The sequence below is a fragment of the Pseudomonas aestuarii genome, assembly GCF_027988105.1.
GTDB lineage: Bacteria > Pseudomonadota > Gammaproteobacteria > Pseudomonadales > Pseudomonadaceae > Aquipseudomonas > Aquipseudomonas aestuarii.
In genome coordinates this window covers 657,380-680,206 of record NZ_JAQJZJ010000001.1, presented here as the reverse complement: position 1 = coordinate 680,206, position 22,827 = coordinate 657,380, and the positions used below count along the sequence as shown (strand labels likewise).

The 22,827-nt window shown below is 59.0% G+C and carries 24 protein-coding genes, 1 tRNA gene and 1 pseudogene; 3 read left to right on the top strand and 23 right to left on the bottom strand.

Features of this window, described 5'->3' with window-relative positions; translation table 11 throughout:
* Positions 1-17 precede the first annotated feature (17 nt).
* The 15 genes from ispG to trmJ form a co-directional block, all read right to left on the bottom strand.
* Positions 18-1,130, bottom strand: a complete 1,113-nt coding sequence (gene ispG, locus PH586_RS03115) for a flavodoxin-dependent (E)-4-hydroxy-3-methylbut-2-enyl-diphosphate synthase (RefSeq protein WP_238039793.1) — start codon at positions 1,128-1,130, stop codon at positions 18-20.
* A gap of 1 nt (position 1,131) precedes the next feature.
* Positions 1,132-2,088: a RodZ domain-containing protein gene (locus PH586_RS03110; protein ID WP_271346291.1), complete on the bottom strand. Its 957-nt coding sequence runs from the start codon at positions 2,086-2,088 to the stop codon at positions 1,132-1,134.
* Complete coding sequence (gene pilW / locus PH586_RS03105) at positions 2,088-2,846, bottom strand: type IV pilus biogenesis/stability protein PilW (RefSeq protein ID WP_271346290.1); 759 nt, start codon at positions 2,844-2,846, stop codon at positions 2,088-2,090. The genes PH586_RS03110 and pilW overlap by 1 nt, the downstream gene beginning before the upstream one ends.
* A gap of 13 nt (positions 2,847-2,859) precedes the next feature.
* Entirely contained in the window at positions 2,860-4,008 is a 1,149-nt protein-coding gene (gene rlmN / locus PH586_RS03100) for a 23S rRNA (adenine(2503)-C(2))-methyltransferase RlmN (RefSeq protein ID WP_271346289.1), read from the bottom strand.
* A 24-nt stretch (positions 4,009-4,032) separates the two neighbouring features.
* Complete coding sequence (gene ndk, locus PH586_RS03095; protein WP_238039797.1) at positions 4,033-4,464, bottom strand: nucleoside-diphosphate kinase; 432 nt, start codon at positions 4,462-4,464, stop codon at positions 4,033-4,035.
* A 176-nt stretch (positions 4,465-4,640) separates the two neighbouring features.
* Positions 4,641-4,841 carry a Fe-S cluster assembly protein IscX gene (iscX, locus tag PH586_RS03090; protein WP_271346288.1) on the bottom strand — a complete coding sequence of 67 codons (201 nt, stop codon included), beginning with the start codon at positions 4,839-4,841 and terminating at the stop codon, positions 4,641-4,643.
* Positions 4,842-4,863: 22 nt separating this feature from the next.
* Positions 4,864-5,202 (bottom strand): ISC system 2Fe-2S type ferredoxin, encoded by a 339-nt coding sequence (gene fdx / locus PH586_RS03085; RefSeq protein WP_271346287.1) that lies wholly within the window; start codon positions 5,200-5,202, stop codon positions 4,864-4,866.
* Positions 5,203-5,204: 2 nt separating this feature from the next.
* Entirely contained in the window at positions 5,205-7,070 is a 1,866-nt protein-coding gene (gene hscA, locus PH586_RS03080; RefSeq protein WP_271346286.1) for a Fe-S protein assembly chaperone HscA, read from the bottom strand.
* Between the two features lie 53 nt (positions 7,071-7,123).
* Entirely contained in the window at positions 7,124-7,645 is a 522-nt protein-coding gene (gene hscB, locus PH586_RS03075) for a co-chaperone HscB (protein WP_271346285.1), read from the bottom strand.
* Between the two features lie 7 nt (positions 7,646-7,652).
* Positions 7,653-7,976 (bottom strand): iron-sulfur cluster assembly protein IscA, encoded by a 324-nt coding sequence (iscA, locus tag PH586_RS03070; protein WP_079203000.1) that lies wholly within the window; start codon positions 7,974-7,976, stop codon positions 7,653-7,655.
* Between the two features lie 11 nt (positions 7,977-7,987).
* Positions 7,988-8,374 (bottom strand): Fe-S cluster assembly scaffold IscU, encoded by a 387-nt coding sequence (gene iscU, locus PH586_RS03065; protein ID WP_079203001.1) that lies wholly within the window; start codon positions 8,372-8,374, stop codon positions 7,988-7,990.
* A 41-nt stretch (positions 8,375-8,415) separates the two neighbouring features.
* Positions 8,416-9,630, bottom strand: coding sequence for an IscS subfamily cysteine desulfurase (locus tag PH586_RS03060; protein WP_271346284.1), 1,215 nt, complete (start codon positions 9,628-9,630; stop codon positions 8,416-8,418).
* 49 nt (positions 9,631-9,679) lie between these two features.
* Positions 9,680-10,171, bottom strand: a complete 492-nt coding sequence (iscR, locus tag PH586_RS03055) for a Fe-S cluster assembly transcriptional regulator IscR (RefSeq protein WP_271346283.1) — start codon at positions 10,169-10,171, stop codon at positions 9,680-9,682.
* Between the two features lie 140 nt (positions 10,172-10,311).
* Positions 10,312-11,091: a serine O-acetyltransferase gene (gene cysE, locus PH586_RS03050; RefSeq protein ID WP_271346282.1), complete on the bottom strand. Its 780-nt coding sequence runs from the start codon at positions 11,089-11,091 to the stop codon at positions 10,312-10,314.
* Positions 11,084-11,863, bottom strand: a complete 780-nt coding sequence (trmJ, locus tag PH586_RS03045) for a tRNA (cytosine(32)/uridine(32)-2'-O)-methyltransferase TrmJ (RefSeq protein ID WP_271346281.1) — start codon at positions 11,861-11,863, stop codon at positions 11,084-11,086. The genes cysE and trmJ overlap by 8 nt, the downstream gene beginning before the upstream one ends.
* Before the next feature lie 145 nt (positions 11,864-12,008).
* Here trmJ and suhB point away from each other — a divergent pair, with 145 nt between their 5' ends.
* On the top strand, positions 12,009-12,824 hold the full coding sequence (suhB, locus tag PH586_RS03040) for a type III secretion system regulator SuhB (RefSeq protein ID WP_271346280.1): 816 nt from the start codon (positions 12,009-12,011) through the stop codon (positions 12,822-12,824).
* An 89-nt stretch (positions 12,825-12,913) separates the two neighbouring features.
* On the opposite strand, the gene PH586_RS03035 is transcribed toward suhB, so the two are convergent.
* The 6 genes from PH586_RS03035 to queA all read right to left on the bottom strand — a co-directional run bounded on the left by PH586_RS03035 (position 12,914) and on the right by queA (position 18,962).
* Positions 12,914-13,450, bottom strand: a complete 537-nt coding sequence (locus tag PH586_RS03035) for a glycine zipper 2TM domain-containing protein (protein ID WP_271346279.1) — start codon at positions 13,448-13,450, stop codon at positions 12,914-12,916.
* 113 nt (positions 13,451-13,563) lie between these two features.
* Positions 13,564-14,469 carry a protein translocase subunit SecF gene (gene secF, locus PH586_RS03030; protein WP_271346278.1) on the bottom strand — a complete coding sequence of 302 codons (906 nt, stop codon included), beginning with the start codon at positions 14,467-14,469 and terminating at the stop codon, positions 13,564-13,566.
* 9 nt (positions 14,470-14,478) lie between these two features.
* The gene (gene secD, locus PH586_RS03025; protein ID WP_271346277.1) at positions 14,479-16,347 is read right to left on the bottom strand and encodes a protein translocase subunit SecD; all 1,869 of its coding nucleotides are present in this window, start codon (positions 16,345-16,347) and stop codon (positions 14,479-14,481) included.
* 62 nt (positions 16,348-16,409) lie between these two features.
* Positions 16,410-16,742: a preprotein translocase subunit YajC gene (gene yajC, locus PH586_RS03020; RefSeq protein WP_271346276.1), complete on the bottom strand. Its 333-nt coding sequence runs from the start codon at positions 16,740-16,742 to the stop codon at positions 16,410-16,412.
* A 40-nt stretch (positions 16,743-16,782) separates the two neighbouring features.
* On the bottom strand, positions 16,783-17,898 hold the full coding sequence (gene tgt / locus PH586_RS03015) for a tRNA guanosine(34) transglycosylase Tgt (protein WP_271346458.1): 1,116 nt from the start codon (positions 17,896-17,898) through the stop codon (positions 16,783-16,785).
* Positions 17,899-17,912: 14 nt separating this feature from the next.
* Positions 17,913-18,962, bottom strand: a complete 1,050-nt coding sequence (gene queA, locus PH586_RS03010) for a tRNA preQ1(34) S-adenosylmethionine ribosyltransferase-isomerase QueA (protein WP_271346275.1) — start codon at positions 18,960-18,962, stop codon at positions 17,913-17,915.
* A gap of 112 nt (positions 18,963-19,074) precedes the next feature.
* On the opposite strand from queA, the gene PH586_RS03005 reads away from it, so the two are divergent.
* Both PH586_RS03005 and PH586_RS03000 read left to right on the top strand, forming a co-directional pair.
* Positions 19,075-19,159 (top strand) — tRNA-Leu (locus tag PH586_RS03005).
* 180 nt (positions 19,160-19,339) lie between these two features.
* Positions 19,340-19,450, top strand: a pseudogene (locus PH586_RS03000) (IS5/IS1182 family transposase); the annotation flags it as partial.
* A gap of 216 nt (positions 19,451-19,666) precedes the next feature.
* On the opposite strand, the gene PH586_RS02995 reads toward PH586_RS03000, so the two are convergent.
* On the bottom strand, positions 19,667-20,293 hold the full coding sequence (locus tag PH586_RS02995; protein ID WP_271346274.1) for a trimeric intracellular cation channel family protein: 627 nt from the start codon (positions 20,291-20,293) through the stop codon (positions 19,667-19,669).
* A 1,228-nt stretch (positions 20,294-21,521) separates the two neighbouring features.
* On the bottom strand, positions 21,522-22,799 hold the full coding sequence (locus PH586_RS02990) for a hypothetical protein (RefSeq protein WP_271346273.1): 1,278 nt from the start codon (positions 22,797-22,799) through the stop codon (positions 21,522-21,524).
* Positions 22,800-22,827 lie beyond the last annotated feature (28 nt).

Genomic DNA, 22,827 nt, shown 5'->3' with positions numbered 1-22,827 from the left:
TCATTTCCTTAACAGGGTTAGCTGCGCACGATGACCGCGGCGTCAGCAGCGACCTTCTCGGCCGCCTTCTGGCGTATCAACTTTTCCAGCTCATCCACCAGGTTGTCGTTGTTCAGCTTTTGCGCCGGTTTGCCATCGATATAGATCAGGTTGCTCGGCGAACCGCCGGTGAGGCCGATGTCTGCTTCCTTGGCTTCGCCCGGGCCGTTGACCACACAGCCGATCACCGCGACATCCAGCGGTACCAGCAGGTCTTCCAGGCGACCTTCAAGGTCGTTCATGGTCTTGACCACATCGAAATTCTGCCGCGAGCAGCTCGGGCAGGCGATGAAGTTGATCCCTCGAGAGCGCAGGCGCAGCGACTTGAGAATATCGAAGCCAACCTTGATCTCTTCCACCGGGTCCGCGGCCAGGGAGATGCGGATGGTATCGCCAATGCCCTCGGCCAGCAGCATACCCAGCCCCACCGCCGACTTCACAGTGCCCGAGCGCAGACCACCGGCCTCGGTGATGCCCAGGTGCAAGGGTTGTTCGATCTGCTTGGACAGCAGCCGATAGGCCTCCACCGCCATGAACACATCGGAGGCTTTGACGCTGACCTTGAAGTCGGGAAAATTCAAACGATCCAGATGTTCTACATGGCGGAGCGCCGACTCGACCAGTGCTTCCGGGGTCGGCTCGCCGTATTTCTTCTGCAGGTCTTTTTCCAGCGAACCGGCGTTGACCCCGATGCGAATCGAGATCCCGCGATCGCGGGCCGCCTCGACCACCGCCTTGACCCGATCTGCACGGCCGATATTGCCCGGATTGATGCGCAGGCAATCTACGCCCAGTTCGGCCACCCGCAGGGCGATCTGATAATCGAAGTGGATATCCGCCACCAGCGGCAGGCTGACCTGCTGCTTGATTCGGCCAAAGGCTTCGGCGGCGTCCATGTCCGGCACCGAAATACGCACGATATCCGCACCGGCGTCCTGCAGACGGCGGACTTGGGCCACTGTGGCAGCCACATCGTTGGTATCGGTATTGGTCATGCTCTGCACAGCGATGGGCGCATCGCCCCCCACCGGCACCGAGCCAACCCAAATCTTGCGCGTCAGACGACGCTTGATCGGCGATTCGCAATGCATCTTACTGACCACCCAACTTGATACGTGCGGTTTCACCCGTGAGATAGGGCGTCACATCGACCGCCTGACCGTTGAAGCTGACCTGCGCACCACGGGCAAAGCCCAGGCGTAACTCCAACGGCGCCTTGCCGGCCACCTGCAAAGTATCGCCTTTACGCTTGAGCGCACTGAACAGCACCTTGCCACTGGCGTCGGTCAATTGTGTCCAGCAGTCAGCGACATAGCTGACACTGACCATGCCCTCGCCGGCAGCCACGGCCAGCGATTCAGTCGTGTTGGCCGCTACGGGGCTGTCGGCAACTGCAGGTTCGGCCTGGGGCTCTTCGCCAGCCGGCTCAGCTGCTGCCTGTTCGACGGCAGCGTCCAATTCCGACTCCGCGGTTTGTTCGGCGATGGCAGGCGTCAGGTTCAGCTCAGTCACGCCCTGAGCCGCCAGCACGGCCTGATCTTCCGGCTCATCCAGAGGATGCAGCTGGGTCAGGCCATCGGCACCGTCTACTTCAACCTGCTCGATAGTGGTGACAGGCGACTCACCGACATGCCGCGCGCCCTGCTCTTGCCACCAGTAAAAACCGACGCCAGTCAGCGCCAGCAGCAAGGCAAAACTGACGAATCGCAGGATGCTTTGCGAGTAACGCGCGGGCTCCTCGATATGGCCCAGGCTGTGTACATCGCTGCCCACGGCATCACTGCCAGTGAACTGATCGAACTCCAGGACCAGACGACTCTGATCCATGCCCAGGAGTTTGGCATAAGCGCGAACATAGCCGCGGGCAAAGGTATTGCCCGGCAATTTATCGAAAGCCCCCGCTTCGATCTGACTCAGGCGCAGCGGCGTGAGATTCAGTTGGGCGGCCACTTCGTCTACGGCCCAGCCCTTGCTCTCGCGCGCCTCGCGCAGTGACTCACCGGGATTGACGCGCTGGGTTGTTACAACTTCAGGATGCGCCACTTTCATCATTGCTCCGACCGATATTGCTGATATTCCGGCGTACCGGGATAAAGACGTTTCAATTGCAGACCCAGGCTGGCCGCCGTGTCGCGATCCTCGAAGATGGTCGCCAGATTCGCGCCGAGCAACAGGCTACGCGCATTCTGCTCGGCCAGCAGGCTGTAGCTATCGTAATAGCCGCGCGCCGGCACATATTGCTTGTCCTCGTAGAGCATGACCGCCATCTCGAGGAGTGCCCGCGGCTGGCGACTATTCAGGCGAAGCGAGCGCGCGAAATAGGTTTTCGCCTGGTCGCGCTGATTGAGCTTCAAGGCAGTCAAACCAAGGTTCTCGAACACCCGTGACCGCTCGGGGTAAAGGGTATCGCGCGAAGCTTGCTGATAATGCTCGAGCGCCTCCTGATAGCGCTCCTGCTCGAACAGGAAACCACCGTAGTTATTCAACAGCCGGGCATCGTCGCGGCGTTGCGATAACGCGGTGCGATAATGCTCATCGGCCAGCTTGTATTCCATTTCGTGCTGAAACACCAACGCCAGAGCCGCATGCGCATCCGCGTTGGACGGGTCGAGGTCGAGTGCCTTTTTCAACGGCACCTTGGCCCGCTCACTGGCGCCTTGCTGCAGATAACCGAGCCCCAGCTGAATGTAGGCATCACGCGCACCATCACGCCCTTTTTCGGTTCTCATCGGGTCGACGTCGCCAGTCGACACACAGCCTGCCAACAGGCTGGCGATTAACAAGAACAGCGCTGGGCGCAGGGTCATGGGTATCCTCTCTTCAAGTTCGATTGGCGGCGGAACTCGGCGTCTCGGCCTCGCTACTCAACTCACGCACGGCGATGTAGCGTTCGCTACGACGAGTACGATCCATGACCTGGCCGACCAACTGGCCGCAGGCAGCATCGATGTCTTCGCCGCGCGTGGTGCGCACGGTGACATTGTGCCCGGCTTTGTGCAGCAGATCCTGGAAACGGCGAATGGCATTGTTGCTCGGCCGCTCGTAACCCGAGAAGGGGAAGGGATTAAACGGAATCAGGTTGATCTTGCAAGGTACATTTTGCAGAAGTGCGATCATCTGCTCAGCGTGCTCGGGCTTATCGTTGACATCCTTGAGCAGCGTGTACTCGATGGTCAGCACACGCTTCTCGCCGAGACGCGAGACATAACGCTGGCACGCCGCCAGCAGCATCTCCAGCGGATACTTCTTGTTGATCGGCACCAACTGGTTGCGCAACTCATCGTTCGGCGCATGCAGCGACAAGGCCAGGGACACGTCGATGACTTCGCCCAGCTTGTCGATCATCGGCACCACGCCCGAGGTGGACAGGGTCACCTTGCGCTTGGAGATACCATAACCGAGGTCGTCCATCATGATCTTCATGGCGGCGACCACGTTATCGAAGTTCAGCAGCGGCTCGCCCATGCCCATCATCACCACATTGGTGATGGCGCGATCGACCCTGGCGGGCACGCTACCGAACGACTTGTTGGCGATCCACACCTGGCCGATCACTTCGGCGGCGCTCAGATCGCTGTTGAAGCCTTGCTTACCAGTCGAGCAGAAACTGCAATCCAGAGCACAGCCCGCCTGCGAGGAAACACACAGGGTGCCGCGCGTACCTTGCGGGATATATACGGTTTCCACACAACTGCCTGACGCCACCCGCACCACCCACTTGCGCGTGCCATCAGTAGAAATATCTTCGCTGACCACTTCCGGGCCACGAATTTCAGCACAGGCCTTGAGTTTTTCCCGCAAGACCTTGCTTACGTTGCTCATGACATCGAAATCATCGACGCCAAAGTGGTGAATCCACTTCATCAACTGACCGGCACGGAAACGCTTTTCCCCGATGTCCTCGAAGAATTGTTCCATTTCTGCCTGGGTCAGACCCAGTAGATTGATTTTGCCGGTCGCTTCAGTCATGGCTTCACCCTCGCACGCGTCGCCTTAGCGAATGCGCGCACATACCTCGGTAGCGGAGAAGAAGTAAGCGATTTCACGAGCGGCGGACGCCTCGGAATCGGAACCGTGTACCGCGTTCTCGTCGATGGATACGGCGAAATCGGCGCGAATGGTGCCGGCAGCCGCTTCTTTCGGGTTGGTTGCGCCCATCAGCTCACGGTTCTTGGCGATGGCATCTTCACCTTCCAGCACCTGAACGATAACCGGACCCGAAACCATGAAGGCAACCAGATCCTTGAAGAAGCCGCGCTCGCTGTGCTCGGCGTAAAAACCGCCAGCTTCGCGCTCGGACAGCTGGACCATTTTCGAGGCAACGACGCGCAGGCCGGCTTTTTCGAAACGGCTAACGATCTCGCCGATAACATTCTTGGCAACAGCGTCGGGCTTGATGATGGAGAAAGTACGTTGAACAGCCATGTGTAACTCCAGAAACGGTGGGTAATACGAAAAATTAAACCCGCGAATTATACGCGGGTTTGGGGGGAAAACATAAGAGCAGTGCCAAGCGGCGCACCAGTAGCGCCAAGCAAGCGTCGTCGACCTGGGTAATCGCCAACGGGTTAGCAGCTTGCCACTTATGGCTTACAAGCGGGTCACTCCGCCTCTTCGATCCAGGCGGCCTGAATGGCTTCAAGCACTTTCTCGCCGCCACGCTGCGGATCGTCGGAAAAATCCGGCAACGCCAGCACCCAGCGATGCAGGTCGACGAAATTGACGAAACGCGGATCAATGTCAGGCTTGCTTTCCGCCAACTGGATCGCGATTTCCAGCACATCGGACCATTTGAGACTCATGACCTGCTCCCTTGCCGAGTGTTCAATGCCCTTCGGACACTTGATTGATGGTGTACCTGGGGATCTCGACCACCAGATCCTGTTCAGCCACCACAGCCTGGCAAGACAGCCGCGAATTAGGCTCCAGTCCCCAGGCCTTGTCCAGCATATCGTCTTCGAGTTCGTCGGATGGATCCATGGAGGCAAACCCCTCGCGAACCACCACATGACAGGTCGTGCAGGCACAGGATTTCTCACAGGCATGCTCGATGTCGATACCGTTGCGCAGCGCGACGTTGAGCACCGTTTCGCCCGGCTGCGCTTCAAGCACCGCCCCTTCAGGGCAGTGGTCGGCGTTGGGCAGAAAAATCACCTGCGGCATGCTTATTCCTCGATTTCATTAAGACTACGGCCAGCCAATGCGGCCTTGACCGTGGCATCCAGGCGGCGAGCGGCAAAGGCATCGGTCAACTGGGTCAAACGTTTGGTCTGCTGCTCGATGGCCAAGCCATCGTTACCCACCATCAGCTCGCGCAATTGCTGCATTTGCGCATCGATTGCCAGGCGCTCATCGGCGTCCAGCAAACGCTCGCCATCGGCTTGCAAGGCAGCCTCTACCGCCTCGATCAGCCGCTGGGCATCCACCTGCAGCTCACGCAAGACACGGGCGACCTTGTCGTCACCGGCATTCTTGAACGAGTCCTGCAGCATTCGCGCGATTTCGCCATCGGTAAGCCCGTAAGACGGCTTGACCTGGATGCTCGCCTCCACGCCCGACGCCAGCTCGCGGGCTGCTACGCCGAGCAAACCATCGGCATCGACCTGGAAGGTCACACGAATCTTCGCCGCACCGGCAACCATGGGCGGAATACCGCGCAACTCGAAACGCGCCAGGGAGCGGCAATCGCTGATCAGCTCGCGCTCACCTTGCAATACATGAATCATCATGGCCGTCTGGCCATCTTTATAGGTGGTGAAGTCCTGGGCACGCGCCACCGGAATGGTGGTGTTGCGTGGAATCACCTTCTCCATCAGCCCACCCATGGTTTCCAGGCCAAGCGACAGCGGAATGACATCGAGCAGCAGCAGCTCGTCACCATCGGCACGCTTGTTACCCGCCAGGGCATCGGCCTGGATCGCGGCACCAATGGCCACAACCTGATCCGGGTCGATATCGGTCAAGGGCTCGCGAGCAAACATCTCGGCGACTACCTGGCGTACACGCGGCACGCGGGTCGAACCACCGACCATGACCACGGCCTGGACTTCTTCCAGCTCGATGCCGGCGTCGCGCACGGCACGCCGACAGGCCTTGAGGCTGCGCGCCAGCATCGGCTCGATCAACGCCTCGAACTGCTCACGACTCAACTGCCCCTGCCAGGCCCCATGACTCAGCTGGGCCGTAGCACAACTGGTCAGGGTTTCCTTGGCCACGCAGGCGGCCTGCAGCAGACTGCGCTGTTCGCCCGGATCGAGATCGGCCGAAAGACCGGCCTGCTCGATTATCCAGCCTGCAATTGCATGATCGAAATCGTCACCACCCAAGGCACTGTCACCGCCGGTGGCCATGACCTCGAAAACCCCGCCGGTAAGACGCAAAATAGAGATATCGAAGGTGCCGCCGCCCAGGTCATAGATCGCCACCACGCCCTCGGCATGCTGGTCCAGGCCATAAGCCACGGCCGCAGCGGTCGGCTCATTGAGCAGGCGCAGCACATTCAAGCCGGCCAAGCGCGCCGCATCCTTGGTGGCCTGGCGCTGGGAATCATCGAAGTAGGCCGGCACCGTGATCACCGCACCAACCAGCTCGCCACCCAGAGCGGCCTCAGCACGCAGGCGCAATACCTTGAGGATATCGGCAGACACTTCGACCGGGCTTTTCGGCCCCTGCACCGTATCGATGAAGGGCATGTGCGACTCGCCGTCGACAAAGCGATAGGGCAACTGCTCGCCCAACTGCTTGACGTCGGCCAGGCCGCGCCCCATCAGGCGCTTGACTGACAGCACGGTATTCAGCGGGTCAGCCGATGCGGCCAGCCTGGCGGCCTCACCGACCTCGACATGGTCGGCGTGATAGCGCACCGCCGAGGGCAGAATGACCTGCCCTGCGGCATCGGCGATCGGCTCGGACAGGCCGCTGCGCAGGGCAGCGACCAGCGAATTAGTGGTTCCCAGATCAATCCCCACCGCCAACCGACGCTGGTGGGGCTGGGGGCTCTGTCCGGGCTCAGCGATCTGCAGTAAGGCCATGAGTAATAAATGCTTATCTGTATATCAGGCGTGCCACGTTGGCTGCGCGAGGGTTAATCGTCGAGGCGCTCTTCCAGCTGGCGCACCTCGTGGGAAAGCTTGTCGAGAAACTGCATGCGGCGCATCAGGCGCTCGGCCTCCGCGCGACGCAACGAATCATCCCAACAAACGGCAAAGCTTTCATGCAACTCATCCTGAGCAATCTTCAGGCGGCACTTGAACGTCGCCACACCCGCCAAGTCAGCGCTGTCCTGCAGATCTTCCAGCTCTTCACGCCAATGCATCTGCTGCAGCAGGAAGTCCGGGTCTTGCACCGTGACCTCCAGGGGCAACTCCGGCCCACTCAAGGCCAACAGGTAGCGCGCGCGCTTGGGGGCACTTTTCAGGGTGCTATAGGCCTCATTGAGGCTGGCCGAATGCTCCAGCGCCAAGCGCTGCTCACGATCAGGGGCATCGGCAAAACGATCCGGATGGACAGTGCGCGCCAGGTCGCGATAACGCACGGCCAACTGCTCAAGATCCAGACGGAAGCTTGGCTGCAGATCAAACAGGGCGAAATGACAAGGACTACCCACAAAGGCCTCAGATGTTGAAGCTTTCGCCGCAGCCACACTCGCCGCGCACGTTAGGATTATTGAATTTGAAACCTTCGTTCAACCCTTCCTTGACGAAGTCCAGTTCGGTGCCGTCGAGGTACACCAGGCTCTTGGGATCGATGATCACCTTGACCCCGTGAGTCTCGAACACCTGGTCTTCGCTGGCGGCCTCGTCGACGAACTCCAGCACATAAGCCAGGCCCGAACAGCCCGTAGTGCGCACGGCCAGGCGGATGCCATCGCCCTTACCGCGCCCTTCAAGCGAACGCCGCACATGCTGAGCGGCAGCTTCGGTCATGCTGATAGCCATCGACAACCTCCTTAGAGCAAACCTTTCTTCTGCTTGTAATCACGCACGGCCGCCTTGATGGCGTCCTCGGCGAGTACCGAACAGTGAATTTTAACCGGTGGCAACGCCAACTCTTCGGCGAGGTGAGTGTTCTTGATGGTTTCCGCCTCATCCAGGGTCTTGCCCTTCATCCACTCGGTGGCGAGGGAGCTGGAGGCAATCGCGGAACCGCAGCCATATGTCTTGAACTTGGCGTCTTCAATCACGCCCTGCTCGTTGACCTTGATCTGCAAGCGCATCACGTCGCCGCAGGCCGGGGCGCCGACCATGCCGGTCCCGACATCCGGATCTTCCGCGTCCATCTTGCCGACGTTGCGCGGATTTTCGTAGTGATCAATAACCTTTTCACTGTAAGCCATGCTGGTATTCCTCTCTCATCAGGGGCTGCTCAACGGCAGCTTTAGTGTGCAGCCCACTCGACCTTGGACAGATCGACACCCTCTTTGAACATATCCCACAGCGGCGACAGTTCACGCAGCTTGGTGACCGCCTCACGAACCTTCTGCGCGGCGTAGTCGACTTCTTCGTCAGTGGTGAACCGGCCGAAGGTGAAACGGATTGAACTGTGCGCCAACTCGTCGTTACGGCCCAGGGCGCGCAACACATAGGACGGCTCAAGCGAGGCCGAGGTACAGGCCGAACCCGACGATACCGCCAGATCCTTGAGCGCCATGATCAACGACTCGCCTTCGACATAGTTGAAGCTGAGGTTGAGGTTGTGCGGCACACGCGAGGTCATGCTGCCGTTGACGTACAACTCTTCCAGGCCATCGACCTGCTCGAAGAAACGATCACGCAAGGCCTTGATGCGCAGGTTTTCCTGGGCCATTTCTTCTTTGGCAATCCGGAAGGCTTCGCCCATGCCGACGATCTGGTGAGTCGCCAGGGTGCCGGAGCGCATACCGCGCTCATGACCACCGCCATGGGTCTGGGCCTCCAGACGCACACGTGGCTTGCGCCGAACGTAGAGCGCACCAACGCCCTTGGGCCCGTAGGTCTTGTGTGCCGAGAAGGACATCAGGTCGACCTTGAGCTTGTCCAGATCGATGGCCACCTTGCCGGTGGACTGCGCCGCATCGACGTGAAAGAACACGCCATGCGAACGGGTCACTTCACCGATGCCGGCGATATCGTTGATGGTGCCGATTTCGTTGTTCACATGCATGATCGACACCAGAATGGTGTCCTCGCGCAGCGCCGCCTCGACCATGGCCGGAGTAATCAGCCCGTCTTCACCCGGTTCGATATAGGTCACCTCGAAGCCTTCGCGCTCCAACTGGCGGGTGGTGTCCAGCACCGCCTTGTGCTCGATCTTCGAGGTGACGATGTGCTTGCCCTTGCCACTGTAGAAGTGCGCAATGCCCTTGATCGCCAGGTTGTTCGACTCGGTGGCACCGGAGGTCCAAACGATCTCGCGCGGATCGGCATTGACCAGCTCGGCGACCTGACGGCGACCATTCTCAACAGCCTCCTCGGCCTTCCAGCCAAACACATGGGAGCGCGATGCCGGATTGCCGAAGTTGCCATCAACCAGCAAACACTCACTCATCTTTTGCGCCACACGCGGATCGACCGGGGTGGTGGCGGAATAATCGAGGTAAATCGGCAATTTCATTGATCTTCTCCTAATCAGGTTTCGGGCCACGCGGGCCGGCACCCTACGTTCAATCGACGGTGGATGCTGCAATCTTGTCCAAGTGCGGCATCCTGCCATTAGTGCGTCGCTGATCCTGACACTGCGCGATCTCCTGCACTTCGCGGCGCGTCACCAGATCAGCCAAACTGATGCCACTGAGGAACTCATGAATCTGCTGACTCAGGTCGCACCACAAATGATGGGTCAAGCAGGTATCGCCGCTATGGCAATCGCCCTGCCCCTGACAGCGCGTGGCATCGACCGACTCGTTGACCGCATCGATTACTTCGGCTACCTGGATACCCTGCATGTCGCGCGACAACTGATAACCGCCACCGGGACCACGCACGCTGGACACCAGATTGCTCCGGCGCAGCTTGGCGAACAGCTGCTCGAGGTATGACAGGGAGATACCCTGACGCTCGGAGATATCGGCCAGGGACACCGGCCCATGCTGCGCATGCAACGCCAGATCGAGCATGGCGGTGACAGCGTAACGGCCTTTGGTGGTTAGTCGCATGAGGGAGTTACCACGGGATCACAATTTGCGGCGAGTATGCAATTCCCGAGTATTTAAGTCAACTATAAGACCAAGGGTTTTACTCGGGATTAGCCGCCGCTGGAGGGCGCCCAGCATAGCAAAGCGCCCGCCCCGACGCATCACGCCGCCGGCTTGTCATCCTGATCCTTGCACACACCAACGAAGTCCTCGTCACGTAGCGCCGGCAACTCCTTGGCGCGGTAGTCACTCCCCAACTCGTTGAGCGCCTTGCACATGCCCTCCAGGCGCCCGTCAACCGCCTGCAAGTGATCGAGCAACTGACCAATGGCGCGCGCCACCGGGTCCGGCATGTCCTGACCGACGCCATAGGCATCGAAGCCCAGTTTTTCCGCCATGGCCTGACGCTTGGCCGCTTGCTCGTCATCCACCTTGACGATGATTCGCCCGGGGATACCGACTGCGGTCGCCCCCGCCGGTACCTCCTTGGTCACCACTGCATTGGAGCCGATCTTGGCCCCCGCGCCCACCGTAAACGGCCCGAGCACCTTGGCCCCCGCACCGACCACCACGCCATCTTCCAGCGTCGGATGGCGCTTGCCCTTGTTCCAGCTGGTGCCGCCCAGGGTCACGCCCTGATACAGGGTGACATCATTGCCAATCTCGGCCGTCTCGCCAATGACGATGCCCATGCCATGGTCAATGAAGAAGCGTCGGCCAATCTTCGCCCCTGGATGGATCTCGATTCCGGTCAACCAGCGCCCCAGATTGGAGACCACCCGCGCCAACCACTTCCAGCCGGACGTCCACAGTGCATGAGCCAGGCGATGCAGCCAGACTGCGTGCAGGCCCGGATAGCAGGTGACCACCTCCAGCGCATTACGCGCCGCCGGATCGCGATGAAATACGCCCTGGATATCTTCCCGCATGCGCTCAAACATCAGTTTTCCCCTGCTTATGGTGCTCACCACGCGCCGCCTTGACGGTTTCCGTCAGAATGCCACGCAAGATATTCATTTCCAGTTTACTGATACCGCTACGGCCGTACAGTCGCCGTAAGCGGCTCATCAAATGCCGCGGCTTGGCCGGATCAAGGAAACCGATCTCGACCAGCGCGAGCTGCAGATGCGCATAAAAGGACTCCAACTCGTCCGTCGTCACCGGCTGGGAACTCTGAATCGCCGTGGTCTCCAGCTTGAGCGTCTTGGTCGGCTGATTCTGCGCCGCCAGCCAGGCCATGCGCACTTCATAGGCCAGCACCTGCACTGCCGCCGCCAGGTTTAGCGAACTGAAATCCGGATCAGACGGAATGTGCACATGAAAATGACATCGCTGCAGCTCTTCGTTGGTCAGGCCTGCGTACTCACGACCGAACACCAAGGCCACCTCGCCACCCTGCAGGGCCTGTTCGCACGCAGCCAGCCCGCACTCGCGTGGATCGAGCAACGGCCAGGGTATGCGCCGATCGCGCGCACTGGTGCCCAGCACCAGACTGCAACCGACCAACGCTTCTTCGAGCGTGCCGACGACCTGCGCAGCCTCGAGAATATCAGTCGCGCCCGAAGCCCTGGCCACCGCATCGCCACTGGGAAAGTCCATCGGATCGACCAGCACCAGGCGCGACAGGCCCATGTTTTTCATGGCGCGCGCAGCACCGCCGATATTGCCGGGATGACTGGTATTAACCAGAACCACTCGAATATTTTGCAGCAACGCAAACGCTCACATGGGCAGCCAAGGGCAGCAAAGCTTACAGAACCGCTCGGGGTAATGCCATGCAAGACACAGACGGCACTTCATCCACCAGCCTTTTCTGCTAATATGGCCGGCTTTCTTTAACGACCCAGGTGAATCACCCATGCACCCCATGCTGAATATCGCCCTGCGCGCAGCCCGTAGCGCCGGTGAAATGATTTTCCGCTCGATCGAACGCTTGGACGTCATCTCGGTCGACGAGAAAGATGCCAAGGATTACGTCACCGAGATCGATCGCTCGGCCGAGCTGCTGATCATCCAAGCGCTGCGCAAGGCTTATCCGACCCACGGCTTCCTCGGCGAGGAAGGTGGCCTGATCCAAGGCAGCGGTGAAGGCGCCGATTACTTGTGGATCATCGACCCGCTGGACGGCACGACCAACTTCATCCGCGGCGTGCCGCACTTCGCCGTCAGCCTGGCCTGCAAATACCGCGGCCGACTGGAGCACGCCGTGGTCATCGACCCGGTGCGCCAGGAAGAATTCACCGCCAGTCGCGGTCGTGGCGCAGCCCTCAACGGCCGCCGCCTGCGCGTCAGCCCACGCAAGAGCCTGGAAGGCGCCCTGCTCGGCACCGGCTTCCCGTTCCGCGATAGCCAGCTGGACAACCTGGAAAACTACCTGGGCATGTTCCGCAACCTGGTTGGCCAGACCGCCGGCGTTCGTCGGGCAGGTGCTGCCAGCCTGGACCTGGCCTACGTGGCCGCCGGCCGTTACGATGCATTCTGGGAGTTCGGCCTGTCCGAATGGGACATGGCAGCCGGCGCCCTGCTGATTCAGGAAGCAGGCGGCCTGGTTAGCGACTTCACCGGCGGCCACGAATTCCTCGAGAAGGGCCAGATCGTCGCCGGCAACACCAAGTGCTTCAAGGCAGTCCTGACGGCCATCCAGCCGCATCTTTCCGCTTCAATGAAGCGCTGACTGCGCGATAAATAAAAAAACCGGCCGCTGGCCGGTTTTTTATTACCCACAAAAAAAGCGCCCCGCAGGGCGCTTTTCCATGTGCAGGGTTACTCGGCTGCTTCAGCCACCACCAACTGCCCATCCTTGACCGGAATCCGACTGCCAGGATCGCTGTCCATACGCACCCGCCCTTCCTTACCGTCCAACTGATACTTCACGTCATAACCGACCACTTTTTCGCTGGTATCGGTCACGGTGCGGCAGCGGTTTTCAGTGGTGGTATAGGTGGCATTGGCCTGCATGTTTTCCTGCACCTTGTTGCCGGCGTAACCGCCACCAACGGCACCGGCCACGGTAGCAATCTTCTTGCCGGAACCGCCGCCAACCTGGTTACCCAGCAAACCGCCAACAACCGCACCAATCGCCGTACCGGCAATCTGATGCTGATCCTGTACCGGCTTCTGCCGGGTCACGGTGACATCTTCACAGACCTCACGCGGGGTTTTGATCGTCTGCTTGATCGGCTGCACAGCTAGAACTTCCGCGTACTCGGGACCACTTACCAAGTTGTAAGTGGCTACCGCACCGCCTGCCGTCACACCGACGGCACCCAGCACAGCACCAACGAGCATTGACTTGCTCATAAGAACTCCTGATTTTCGCTTATTAGGCGCATGGCGCCTGATTTCCCGACATAGGACAGGCGCGATGCGCGGCAAGTTCAATAGGCGAAAAACAGGCCGCTACCGAGGCAGACTCAGGGACGCTCATCAACCTCTTCAGTCGGCACTGGCGGAATCAGATCTTCGACCGTCAGGTCAAACCAGATCAGTGTCGCGTTGGAGATATAGATCGATGAATAAGTCCCCACCAGCACCCCCACGAACAACGTGATCGCAAAACCGAACAGATTATCGCCACCAAAGACCAGCAAGGCAGCAATCGCCAGCAAGGTCGAAATCGACGTGGCCAGGGTGCGCAACAGGGTTTGCGTGGTAGAAATATTGATGTTTTCGATCAAACTGGCCTTGCGCAGTACCCGGAAATTCTCGCGAACCCGATCGAATACCACGATGGTGTCATTCAACGAATAACCGATGATCGCCAGTATCGCCGCCAGCACGGTCAGGTCGAACGTGACCTGGAAGAACGACAGGATGCCCAGGGTGACGATGACGTCATGCACCAGCGAGATGAACGCACCCATGGAGAACTTCCACTGGAAGCGGAAGGCCAGGTAGAGCATGACGCCACCCAGCGCCAGGAGCATGCCCAGGCCGCCCTGATCACGCAGTTCCTCACCGACCTGCGGGCCGACGAACTCGACCTTCTTTACCTGCAATCTGTCACCAGACTGCTGCAGAACCGTGGCGACTTTGTCGCCCAGGTTCGCATCATCGCCCTGCATACGCACGACCACGTCGGTAGTTGCACCAAAGCTTTGCACCACGGCATCGCCATAACCGGCGCCCGCCAGACTCTGGCGAATACTGCCGAGGTCCGCAGGCTGCTCATACGCCAGCTCGATCTGCGTACCACCGGTAAAATCCAGACCGAAGTTCAGACCTTTTACTACCAGGCTACCCAGCGCAATAACCGTCAGCAGCACGGTGGCGGCGAGCGCGATGTGGCGCACGCCCATGAAGTTGATTACACGATTCATCTCAGCCCCTCAAATCCACAACTTCTTCAGGTCACGCCCGCCGAAGCTCAGGTTGACCATGGCTCGCGTCACCAGAATGGCGGTGAACATCGAGGTGAGAATGCCCAGCGACAGCGTCACCGCAAAGCCTTTGACCGGACCGGTACCCATGGCGAAAAGAATCCCCCCCACCAACAAGGTGGTCAGGTTGCCATCGATAATCGCCGAATAAGCGCGATCGAAGCCCTCATGAATGGCCCGCTGCACCGACATGCCATTGGCGATTTCCTCGCGAATCCGCGAGAAGATCAGCACGTTGGCATCCACCGCCATACCCATGGTCAGCACGATACCGGCGATGCCCGGCAGCGTCAGGGTGGCACTCAGCAGCGACATCAGCGCCAGCAGCAGCACCATGTTGAAGCCCAGGGCAATGGTCGCCAGCACGCCGAAGAACCGATAGATGACGATGATGAACAGCGACACGAACAACATGCCCCAGAGGGCGGCATCGACGCCCTTGGCGATGTTGTCGGCACCCAGGCTCGGGCCGATGGTGCGCTCTTCGGCGAAGTACATGGGCGCCGCCAGGCCGCCGGCACGCAGCAACAATGCCAGCTCGGTCGACTCACCCGGACCATCGAGGCCGGTAATGCGGAACTGGCTACCCAGCGGCGACTGGATGGTCGCCAGACTGATGATCTTCTTCTCTTCGACGAAACTCTGAACCGCGACTTCCTTTTCGACACCATCGACCACCTGGCGCAGGTAACGCACCGTCGGCTTCTGCTCGATAAAGATCACCGCCATGCTGCGCCCGACGTTGCTGCGCGTCGCACGGTTCATCAACTCGCCGCCATGACCATCCAGGCGGATGTTTACCTGCGGACTGCCATTCTCATCGAAGCTGGCCTGGGCGTCGGTGACCTGATCACCGGTGATGATCAGCTCACGCTCCAACTGCGCGGGCGGGCGCCCTTCCTCACGGAACTCGAAGGATTCGGTCGTGGCTCTCGATGCATCGGGATCGGCAGCCAGACGAAACTCGAGGTTGGCCGTCTTGCCCAGAATGCGCTTGGCCTCGGCGGTGTCCTGCACCCCGGGTAACTCAACCACGATCCGGTTGGCGCCCTGACGCTGAACCAGCGGCTCGGCCACGCCCAGCTCGTTGACCCGGTTACGCACGGTCGTCAGGTTCTGCTTGATCGAATATTCGCGAATTTCCGCCAGCTTGGCCTGAGTCAGGTTCAAGCGCAGCACCTGCAAACCGCTACGCTCGGTCGAACTCAACTCGAAATCGGAGAACTCCTTGCGAATCAGACTCTGGGCCTTTTCCAGGGTCGCCTCGTCGACGAAACCCAACTGAATCGCGCCGTTGAGCTCGGGCAGGGTGCGGTAGCGCACGCGCTCCTTGCGCAGCATGCTCTTGACCTCCCCCTCGTAGACCTTGCGCCGCGCGTCCAGAGCCTTGTCCATGTCCACTTCCAGAAGGAAGTGCACGCCACCGGACAAATCCAGACCCAGCTTCATCGGCCCCGCACCCAGGTTGCGCAGCCAATCAGGGGTAGTCTGCGCAAGGTTCAAGGCGACCACGAAGTCTTCGCCCAAGGTCTTGCGCACCACATCCTTGGCAGGCAGCTGATCAGCCTGCTTGGTCAGACGCAGCAGGCCGGCACGGCCTTGCGCAGCCAGACTCGAAGCCTTGACCTCAATTCCTGCGGTCTGCAAGGCACGCGTGGCGCGCTCCAGATCAGCTTGTTCGACCTGCATGGCCGAGCTGGTACCGCTGACCTGGATCGCCGGATCATCTGGATACAGGTTGGGCGCAGAATAAAGGAAGCCGATCGCCAGCACAGCCAGGATCAGCAGATACTTCCAGAGGGGGAATTTATTCAGCATGACGCCGCCCGTTATGACGCGGGGCGCCTTAAGCGCCCCGTCAGATGGTAAGAGTGTGACGCTTAAATAGCTTTCAGCGTGCCCTTGGGCAGGGTCGCGGCGATGGCCACTTTCTGAATCTTCAGCTCGACTGTGCTGGACACTTCCAGTACCACGAAGTCATCGCTGACCTTGTTCACTTTGCCGGCGATACCGCCGCTGGTCACGACCTCATCACCTTTCTGCAGGTTGCCGAGCAGATTCTTGTGCTCCTTGGCTCGCTTGGCCTGGGGACGCCAGATCATCAGGTAGAAGATGACCAGAAAGCCGACCAGAAACACCCATTCGAAACCAGAACCCACAGCACCAGCTGGGGCAGCGGCATCGGCAAAAGCCTCAGGGATCAAAAAGCTCATTTAACACTCCTGTTAGAAACTACTCGAAAACGTTGATTTATCAGTCCAGCGCCGGAACCGGCAGGCCACGACGGGCGTAGAAGGCATCGACAAAGGCGGCCAATGTACCCTGTTGAATAGACTCGCGCAAACCAGCCATCAGCCGCTGATAGTGCCGTAAGTTATGGATTGTATTCAGCATACTGCCCAGCATTTCGCCACATTTATCCAAATGGTGCAGGTAGGCGCGGGAGAAATGTTGGCAGGTATAACAATCACAGGTTGCATCGAGTGGCGAATCATCATGTCGGTGCATCGCATTACGAATCTTCAGCACCCCGGTCTCGACGAACAGATGGCCATTACGTGCATTGCGCGTCGGCATCACGCAGTCGAACATGTCCACACCGCGGCGTACCCCTTCGACCAAGTCTTCGGGCTTGCCAACCCCCATCAGATAGCGCGGCTTATCGGCGGGCAGCAGGGCGGGCAGGTAATCCAGCACGCGGATCATTTCTTCCTTCGGCTCGCCGACCGACAGGCCGCCAATCGCCAAACCGTCAAAATCCAGCGCATTCAAGCCTTCCAGCGAGCGCATGCGCAATTCTTCATGCATGCCACCCTGCACGATACCGAACAGCGCCGCCGTATTGTCGCCGTGCGCCTCCTTCGAACGCTTGGCCCAACGCAGCGAGAGCTCCATGGAGCGTTTGGCCACGTCGAACTCGGCCGGATACGGCGTGCATTCGTCGAAGATCATCACGATGTCCGAGCCCAGGTCACGCTGCACCTGCATCGACTCTTCGGGGCCCATGAACACCTTGGCGCCATCCACCGGCGAGGCGAAATACACCCCCTCCTCCTTGATCTTGCGCATCGCCCCCAGACTGAACACCTGAAAGCCGCCCGAATCGGTGAGGATCGGCCCCTGCCACTGCATGAAATCATGCAAGTCGCCGTGCCGCTTGATCACCTCGGTGCCGGGACGCAGCCACAGGTGAAAGGTATTGCCGAGGATCATCTGCGCGCCAATCGCCTCGATGTCGCGCGGCAACATGCCCTTGACCGTGCCATAGGTGCCGACCGGCATGAACGCCGGCGTCTCGACCACGCCACGCGGAAAGGTAATGCGGCCCCGCCGCGCCTTGCCATCGGTCGCCAGCAATTCGAAAGCCATCCGGCAAGTGCGCGTCATAGGTGATCCTCTGGCCCGCGTGGCGCGGGGTTGCGGGTGATGAACATGGCATCACCATAACTGAAGAAGCGATAACCCTCGGCGATCGCGCTGGTATAGGCCGCCATGGTTTCGGGGTAGCCGGCAAACGCCGATACCAGCATCAACAAAGTCGATTCCGGCAAATGGAAATTGGTCACCAGGGCATCGACCACATGCAGCGGCCGACCCGGGTAGATAAAGATGTCGGTGTCGCCGCTGAACGCCTTGAGCACGCCATCGCGCGCCGCGCTTTCCAGCGAGCGCACGCTGGTGGTGCCCACCGCCACCACACGCCCGCCTCGGGCACGGCAGGCCGCCACGGCATCGACCACATCCTGGCCGACCTCCAGCCACTCGCTGTGCATCGGGTGATCTTCGATACGCTCGACCCGCACCGGCTGGAAAGTCCCGGCGCCCACATGCAGGGTGACGAAGGCACTCTCCACCCCCATCGCGGCAATGGACGCCAACAGCGCCTGATCGAAGTGCAGGCCTGCGGTTGGCGCCGCCACTGCACCGGCGCGCTCGGCATAGACGGTCTGATAACGCTCACGATCGGCGGCATCGTCCGGGCGGTCTATGTAAGGAGGCAGCGGCATATGACCAACCCGCTCGAGCAGCGGCAAAACCTCTTCGGCAAAGCGCAACTCGAACAGCGCCTCATGCCGCGCCAGCATCTGCGCCTCACCGCCGCCATCGATCAGAATCGTCGAACCCGGCTTGGGCGATTTGCTCGAACGGACATGGGCCAGGACGCGATGGCGGTCCAGCACCCGCTCGACCAACACTTCGAGCTTGCCGCCAGAAGCCTTCTGGCCGAATAAACGCGCAGGAATCACCCGCGTGTTGTTGAACACCATCAAGTCGCCGGGGCGCAAATACTCCAGCAAATCACTGAACTGACGGTGCGCCAGCGCACCACTCGGTCCATCCAGCACCAGCAAACGGCTGGCACGCCGTTCGGCAAGCGGATGGCGGGCAATAAGAGCGTCAGGCAGCTCGAAATCAAAGTCGGCAACACGCATGTTCGGAGGAGGTCGTCTAGCAGGGCGGCAAAGCTTACCGGAAATAGTGCAATCTGACCACGCAAGTGGATTGACCAAGGCCACCGGCATCCCTATACTTCGCCGCCATTGTGCCCCGGTGGCGGAACCGGTAGACGCGGCGGATTCAAAATCCGTTTTCGAAAGAAGTGGGAGTTCGAGTCTCCCCCGGGGCACCATACAAACATCTCAGATCGTACCGAAACGACCTGAACCCCTAGAAAACCGGCCGCTTGAGCCGGTTTTTTATTGCCCGCAATTCCCCACCCTTCCCTTGCAAGCCCGAAGTTTTAGGGAAACGCTGAAAAAGACTTCCTGATTTTGGCAAAAAACCCGGACTCCACCCGCTGAGTTTTCCAATAAAGCAGATAACCTTCGCCGACGCCGAGTACAGCGGCAAGCGCAAGCAGACCCGCAAAGAGCTGTTCCTGTTCGAGATGGATCGGGTTGTGCCGTGGAAGGATTTGATTGGGAACCATAGCCATTGTGGCGCCGCCTGACTGCCACAAAGACAGGCTTCTATCCAGTACATCTGAGTGAAGGTGCCTGCTGATAAGACCACTCAGCGGTTACCAATCCAGATGACCAGGGAGCACCAAATGAAAATTCTCAGGGAGCACCAACGAACCGCTCCCAAGCAACTAGCAAAGTGTCCGTGTTATTCGAGGTAGAAGCCCAGCAAAAAGTTATTCCACTCTGTAGCGGTTAGGAAGTTTAAGATTGAATTGAATCGCTAGAGCTCGCAACGTAAATGCGACCAGAAATCCGCCAATTAAATCATAACTATAAGGAAGGCCTAGCATGCTGAGACAGAGGTATGTCGTGGAGCCAGCCAATGTTGTTGTTATATATAGCTCTTCATTCATAAGGGTAAGATTGCTACCACAGAGTACGTCTCGGGCAATTCCACCAAAGGTAGCTGTCATTACCCCCATGCAAATAGCGATCAATGGTGACGCTTCAGACTCCAGACCTATTTCAGTACCCACCACCGCAAACAGTGCGATTCCAATAGCATCCATCCAGAGCAGTGCGCGTGACAGGGAGGTCAATCTTGGCGCGACAAAATAGGTTGCTGCAGAGAAAAGAAGACAGACGACGATCCATGTAGGTTCGCGGATCCAGAATACTGGCAAATTACCCAGCAGGACATCACGTAACGTACCACCACCGATGCCGGTAACTGTTCCGATTAGCATGAAGCCTAGAATATCCATTTTCTGGCGAGCCGCACTGAGTGCTCCCGAGATTGCAAAGACTGCCACAGCAGACAATCCCATAATATTCACGGCAATGGTAATATCGAACGCCACAGAAGCCCTCTCTCATGAATTTTTCGTTAAATACTACAATGGTTCCTGCATTTAACGAAACAGCTTTGACAAAAAAATCATGCAGGACGGTAGAAATTCTCGCAAAAGAAAACAGCGAGTGAGCATTTCGAAAATCGAGATCATGGAACTGGCCATCCAGATCATGAAGTACAACTTTAACGATGACCCTAGCCCGAAAATAAAGGCCACAAATGAGACCTTCCTGCCAATATTCAGTTCGGCATGTCGGCCATTCAGCGAACATCCGGTTCAGGAGTCTGAATCGCCTCTAGTTTTTTAGATACCGCCAATCTTCATAGAGCGGACCATTCGATCACTCCGCTCCTGGCCCCGACGGTGTAAAAACGCTGGCATCGACCTTGCTGTGATTTGATGGATTCATATCGGCAGGGGGCGTCAATGCAGCGTTTTATCCAGGGAAAGCATCGCGGGCTAAGTACGCTGCTTCCCAAGAGTTTGGATGACTACCCTCCCCGTCCACCCCACGCCCCGTCATTAACTCGACTGCAATCGCCTGAGCATCGATACCTCCTCTTGCCATTGCGATCAGCCACTCGATCGGCAAGGACTGGAGGTGTTCGGCTAGCGTCATGGGACTTGTCCTAGATTGACTTGGCTGACACCCGCAACGTTCCGCCAGTGCAGCGTGGCAAACGAATCAGCCGCCGCCGACCAGGCGCCCAACGCCTCCGCCGGCCTGCTGATGACCAACAGTTCGCCAGTGGTTTCGCTCATGCCTTGCCGCCGACAGGTTACGCTGCAGCGGCTAGCGGGATGAGCATTGATGCTGACCATCACCTCGCCCCCTGCAGAGGCGCATGAATTCATGCCCTATGCCCTTAGTTATCAATGGGGAACTCGACGCCATGGCCCTCGAACTTCCCGCAGGGCAGATCCATGACATGCAAGCTCTAGGCGCGGTCGTAGCGCTCAGCACGGGCCTCCAGGCCAAGCTCTCCGACTAGGTGCAGCCCAGCCATAGCGCCCAGCGGCTCACCTCAATGCACAGCAGTTTGATGGCTGAACCTAAGGCGGTGCTAGCAAACGCCTGATCGCACCTGGCCCAGGCCGCCACCCCCAGCGCTTGAGACCCCAAGGCTGCCAGGCAGCCTAATTCGAGCTTTTTCAGGAGCGGTGAACCACGCATGCTGAAGGCATAAAAAAACCGCCGTGATGGTCGGCGGTTTTAGTAGTAGCTCCGGCAGACTTAGTTAGTCTTACGCAGTGGCTGTTGCGGCTCCACTGGCTGCGCCTTGATTTGCAGTGGCGCCTGCGGCGGTGGAGTCGGTTGCGCCTGGACTCTAGAAGGTGCAACCGGTGGCTGTGGGCTGCTTGGCTGAGCCTTGATCTGCATCCCGGGCTTAGGGGTGTTCGGCGCATAGATGACTCCGCCCTGCCCCATTGGCACTGCAACTTTGGGTTTACAGGTATGCGACCAGTTCAGCCCCTGGAAGTTACCCGTCGGAACCCAGTCAAACGAATTGCCATCCTGATCTCTGACTCGGAAGGACAAGCTGAATTTGCGCTGCACCTTGCTGTTCATGTTCTGTGGGCTTGCCGGCACATTAACCTTGAAGTTCTTCTGCACCCAACCGTCGGCCGCCTCATATTCGGATGGAGCCGACTCATAGACGGTCTGATTGTTCTCGATCACATGGAATACCACCCGCCCCTTGCCCACGCCTTTGTATTTCACCGAAAAGTCCAGATTGGCCGGGCAGTTCAGGTTGGTGTAGTTCAACGAGTTGGTGAGGATGTTGCCATCGGTAACCTTGAGGTTGATTTTGCCTTGTTGAAAGCCTGGTTTGGGCTTGGCCGGTGCCTGCACGCCCAGCGCTTTGAAATCAGGATCACCCTGATACTGCACCATAAAGCTGACGTTTTTCTCACTGATCTCCCAGCCCATGGCGGCCTGGGTGTTATTGCCATAGCAACGACCTGCCAGCGTCACCTTGCGCTTAACTTCAAACAGGCGGTCCTGCCTGAGGAAATCGGCCTCACTCATGCCCTGGCTCTTGGCCTTGGCCAGCTCGTCCTTGACCACTTGCACCGGGTCAAAAATTTGCTTGCTCACCTGAGCCAGCACGATATTGAACTTCAAGCTGTATTGAGGCACCCCCTCGGTCACTGGATCCCCCACAACAGGGGCGGTGACCATATTACTGGCGGGTTTCATGTAGGCACCGTTGTCAGCGATGCTGTTATTCACGTACCAAGGCGAGCCAAGATATAACTTGGCCCCGCCAAAATCAGTGTGCTTTTCGCAAAACACTTCGCCATCGCCAAGCGTCATCAATACCGACGGGGTAAGGGATTTAAAGTTGCCATTACTGTATTTCACCTGAAACTTGGTTTCTTTGGCCTTGCTGCCACTGTAGTCAAAGGTTACCGACTTCACTTCCGGCGCAGCCTGGAGTGCCGCTAGCGGCAGCATGGCCAGCAAACCAATGCTGACTATCTTCTTGGCGTTTACTTGCATATCCATTGGTCCATCCTCTTGAGTAGCGTGCTGA

Excerpts from the sequence above, each read along its gene's own strand:
- iscU (WP_079203001.1), bottom strand. The coding sequence starts at position 8,374 with ATGGCTTACAGTGAAAAGGTTATTGATCACTACGAAAATCCGCGCAAC.
- tgt (WP_271346458.1), bottom strand. The coding sequence starts at position 17,898 with ATGGCTTTCGAATTGCTGGCGACCGATGGCAAGGCGCGGCGGGGCCGC.
- pilW (WP_271346290.1), bottom strand. The coding sequence starts at position 2,846 with ATGACCCTGCGCCCAGCGCTGTTCTTGTTAATCGCCAGCCTGTTGGCA.
- iscX (WP_271346288.1), bottom strand. The coding sequence starts at position 4,841 with ATGAGTCTCAAATGGTCCGATGTGCTGGAAATCGCGATCCAGTTGGCG.
- PH586_RS02990 (WP_271346273.1), bottom strand. The coding sequence starts at position 22,799 with ATGGATATGCAAGTAAACGCCAAGAAGATAGTCAGCATTGGTTTGCTG.
- fdx (WP_271346287.1), bottom strand. The coding sequence starts at position 5,202 with ATGCCGCAGGTGATTTTTCTGCCCAACGCCGACCACTGCCCTGAAGGG.
- suhB (WP_271346280.1), top strand. The coding sequence starts at position 12,009 with ATGCACCCCATGCTGAATATCGCCCTGCGCGCAGCCCGTAGCGCCGGT.
- ndk (WP_238039797.1), bottom strand. The coding sequence starts at position 4,464 with ATGGCTGTTCAACGTACTTTCTCCATCATCAAGCCCGACGCTGTTGCC.
- secD (WP_271346277.1), bottom strand. The coding sequence starts at position 16,347 with ATGCTGAATAAATTCCCCCTCTGGAAGTATCTGCTGATCCTGGCTGTG.
- iscA (WP_079203000.1), bottom strand. The coding sequence starts at position 7,976 with ATGGCTATCAGCATGACCGAAGCTGCCGCTCAGCATGTGCGGCGTTCG.
- secF (WP_271346278.1), bottom strand. The coding sequence starts at position 14,469 with ATGAATCGTGTAATCAACTTCATGGGCGTGCGCCACATCGCGCTCGCC.
- queA (WP_271346275.1), bottom strand. The coding sequence starts at position 18,962 with ATGCGTGTTGCCGACTTTGATTTCGAGCTGCCTGACGCTCTTATTGCC.
- rlmN (WP_271346289.1), bottom strand. The coding sequence starts at position 4,008 with ATGACTGAAGCGACCGGCAAAATCAATCTACTGGGTCTGACCCAGGCA.
- PH586_RS03035 (WP_271346279.1), bottom strand. The coding sequence starts at position 13,450 with ATGAGCAAGTCAATGCTCGTTGGTGCTGTGCTGGGTGCCGTCGGTGTG.
- hscA (WP_271346286.1), bottom strand. The coding sequence starts at position 7,070 with ATGGCCTTACTGCAGATCGCTGAGCCCGGACAGAGCCCCCAGCCCCAC.
- ispG (WP_238039793.1), bottom strand. The coding sequence starts at position 1,130 with ATGCATTGCGAATCGCCGATCAAGCGTCGTCTGACGCGCAAGATTTGG.
- yajC (WP_271346276.1), bottom strand. The coding sequence starts at position 16,742 with ATGAGCTTTTTGATCCCTGAGGCTTTTGCCGATGCCGCTGCCCCAGCT.
- PH586_RS03110 (WP_271346291.1), bottom strand. The coding sequence starts at position 2,088 with ATGAAAGTGGCGCATCCTGAAGTTGTAACAACCCAGCGCGTCAATCCC.
- cysE (WP_271346282.1), bottom strand. The coding sequence starts at position 11,091 with ATGTTTGAGCGCATGCGGGAAGATATCCAGGGCGTATTTCATCGCGAT.
- PH586_RS03060 (WP_271346284.1), bottom strand. The coding sequence starts at position 9,630 with ATGAAATTGCCGATTTACCTCGATTATTCCGCCACCACCCCGGTCGAT.
- iscR (WP_271346283.1), bottom strand. The coding sequence starts at position 10,171 with ATGCGACTAACCACCAAAGGCCGTTACGCTGTCACCGCCATGCTCGAT.